Source organism: Mesorhizobium sp. M4B.F.Ca.ET.017.02.2.1, from assembly GCF_003998955.1.
Classification (GTDB): Bacteria; Pseudomonadota; Alphaproteobacteria; order Rhizobiales; family Rhizobiaceae; genus Mesorhizobium; species Mesorhizobium abyssinicae.
In genome coordinates this window covers 1-2,545 of sequence record NZ_RZOF01000542.1, presented here as the reverse complement: position 1 = coordinate 2,545, position 2,545 = coordinate 1, and the positions used below count along the sequence as shown (strand labels likewise).

At 67.7% G+C, this 2,545-nt stretch carries 3 protein-coding genes and 1 pseudogene; 3 read left to right on the top strand and 1 reads right to left on the bottom strand.

The window, feature by feature from the left end:
• A pseudogene (locus EN738_RS33480) lies at positions 1-436 on the top strand (ABC transporter permease); the annotation flags it as partial.
• Between the two features lie 2 nt (positions 437-438).
• The gene (locus EN738_RS33475; protein ID WP_127287273.1) at positions 439-1,386 is read left to right on the top strand and encodes an ABC transporter permease; all 948 of its coding nucleotides are present in this window, start codon (positions 439-441) and stop codon (positions 1,384-1,386) included.
• Positions 1,387-1,401: 15 nt separating this feature from the next.
• On the opposite strand, the gene EN738_RS33470 is transcribed toward EN738_RS33475, so the two are convergent.
• The gene (locus EN738_RS33470; RefSeq protein ID WP_189606106.1) at positions 1,402-1,995 is read right to left on the bottom strand and encodes a TetR/AcrR family transcriptional regulator; all 594 of its coding nucleotides are present in this window, start codon (positions 1,993-1,995) and stop codon (positions 1,402-1,404) included.
• 242 nt (positions 1,996-2,237) lie between these two features.
• On the opposite strand from EN738_RS33470, the gene EN738_RS33465 reads away from it, so the two are divergent.
• The coding region (locus EN738_RS33465) for an enoyl-CoA hydratase/isomerase family protein (protein WP_145967024.1) at positions 2,238-2,545 on the top strand (308 nt) is incomplete at its 3' end.

Here is a 2,545-nt window from a genome sequence, read left to right as displayed (position 1 = left end):
CGCGGCGTTGGTGCATATCGGTCTGATGCGCACCTCCTACGGCGTCATACTGCGCGGCTCCGGCGGCAATGCGGCGGCGCTGCGGCGCGCCGGCTGGTCGCTGCTTCGGACGAAGATCGTGCTGTTCGCGCTGACCGGCCTGTTCGGCGTGCTCTCCGGCATGGCGCTGATCGGCATCACAACCTCGGCCGACGCCAATATCGGCAATGGCTACACGCTGCTGTCGATCGCGGGCGTCATCCTCGGCGGCGGCGAGTTCGTCGGCGGCCGGGTGTCGCCGATCGGCGCCGTCATCGGCGCGCTGACGCTGGCGCTCGCCGCCTCGCCGCTCTTGACCTTCATGCACATCCCGCCCGACTGGCAGGTGGCGGCCAATGGCGCCATCCTGATCATCGTGCTGGCGGCGCGGGTGCTGATCAGCCGCAAGGAGAGGTGAGGATGGCCTCGCTGCGGACAATGCTCGCCAAACCCTGGATCTGGTCCTTCATCGGCGCTTTCGTCGTGTGGCTGGCGACCATCGCCTTCACTGGCGGCTACGGCGCCGGCGGCATGGTCACGGCGGCACTGTCGCTGGCCGTCTTCACCGTCATCGTCGGCGTCGGTCAGATGTTCGTCATCACGCTCGGCCCCGGCAATGTCGATTTGTCGCTGCCGGCCAATATCGGGCTGGCCAGCGCCGTGGCGATGAAGGTGATGGACGGCAATGATGCGATGATCGCCGTCGGGCTGATTGCCGCTCTTGGCTGCGGCGCGGCGATCGGCGCGGCCAACTATCTGCTGATCTGGGCGCTGAGGATCCCGCCGATCATCGCGACGCTGTCGGCGAGCTTCATCATCCAGTCGATCGATATCAGCTATGGGCGCGGGCTCCAGATCAAGCCGCCGCCGGGCTTCGCCGACTTCACCAATTGGCAAATCCTCGGCATACCGGTGCTGGCGCTGCTGACGGTGGTCTTCACCGTCGGCGCGGCAACGGCGCTGCAGCGCATGATCTATGGCCGCTCGGTGCTGGCGATCGGCCAGAACATCCGCGCCGCCTGGCTCGCCGGCGTCAATGTCGGCCGCGTCCGTTTCCTCACCTATACGCTCTGCGGCGCGCTGGGCGGCATCGACGGCGCGCTGCTCGCCGGGTATTTCCGCGGCGCCAATGTCGATATCGGCAACGAATACCTGCTCGCCTCGATCGCGGTCGTGGTCATCGGCGGCACGTCGGTGGCAGGCGGCAAGGCCAATGTGCCGGGCGTCTGGGGCGCCGGCCTGTTCCTGGTGCTCTTGCTCACCATGCTCAACACCTTCGGCGTCAGCGCCGGCGTGCGGCTGGTGCTGACCGGACTGATCATTGTCGGGGTGATCACGGCGGCGGGCGGCGAGAAGGCGGTTCGCTGAGCGCACCTCGTCGCGCTAGCCCGCCTCCAGATGCCTGTTCAGCATCAGTCGCAATTCGTCCAGCACATCGTCGCGCAGGCGCGTCTCGCCGGCCAGGCTCAGCGGGATGCGCATCAACTGCGGCACGATCACCGCCAGCCGCTCCGCTTGCTCCGTCGGCAAGGGCGGATAGGCCTGCGAAAACAGGGCGGCGATCTGCTCGCGGCGGTGGGCGCGCAACGTGCGCCGCCATTGATCGTCACCCGGCAGGTCGAGCAGCGCCGAATAGGCGGGGTGCGTGGCCATGAACGTACCCAGCAATGCGAACAGCTGGTCGGCGATCGTCGCCGCATGCATCGCCTCGGTCTGCTCGCGCAAGGCGTCGAGCTCGGCCGACAGCTCTTCCGCATGCGCCTCCACGATGGCCTGCGCCATCGCTTGCTTGGTCGGGAAAAACAAATAGAGCGTGCCGATGGCCGCGCCCGCACTGGCGGCGATCTCGGTCATCGTGGCGGCGTCAAAACCCCTTTCGACGAACAGTTCCGCCGCCGCCGTCATCAGCGCCGCGACGCGGTCGTGCCCTCTTTTCTGTTGCGGCGCGCGCGGTTGCGGCGCCTTTTCCGAGGCCATCGTCATATTTCCAGCTGAGACTATCCTCATATATAACCGAGGCTGCCCTCATGTAACAGCGCTGGCGGCGCGCATGCCAGCGTTGCCGGACGGCATCGCGCCTGCCAATCTGGCGGGCGGGGCCGGCGACACGGGCTTGCGGCCGGCAACGATTGGGCCAGGGGCCGGATCGGGTTCTCATCGGCTGGCTGGCCCTGTAAACCGCGACCCGCGGTGAATAGCGATCTTCGGGAGGGTCCAGCTTGTCCAGTTTCGTCAGCGTCACCAGGGACAACAGCGTCGCGGTGGTCGCGATCGACAACCCGCCGGTCAACGCGCTGAGCTTCCATGTCCGCCAGCCGCTGTTCGAGGCGCTGGCCGCCCTGCGCGACGATGCTTCCGTCACGGCGATCGTCCTCGCCTGCGCCGGGCGCACCTTCGTCGCCGGCGCGGACATCACCGAATTCGGCAAGCCGGTGCAGCAGCCGGAGCTGCGCGCCATCGTGGCGCTGCTCGAGACCATCGCCAAGCCGACGGTCGCCGCCATCCATGGCACGGCGCTGGGCGGCGG

What these genes read in the sequence shown, in the direction of transcription:
- EN738_RS33475 (WP_127287273.1), top strand. Translation starts at nt 439, where the DNA reads ATGGCCTCGCTGCGGACAATGCTCGCCAAACCCTGGATCTGGTCCTTC.
- EN738_RS33470 (WP_189606106.1), bottom strand. Translation starts at nt 1,995, where the DNA reads ATGGCCTCGGAAAAGGCGCCGCAACCGCGCGCGCCGCAACAGAAAAGA.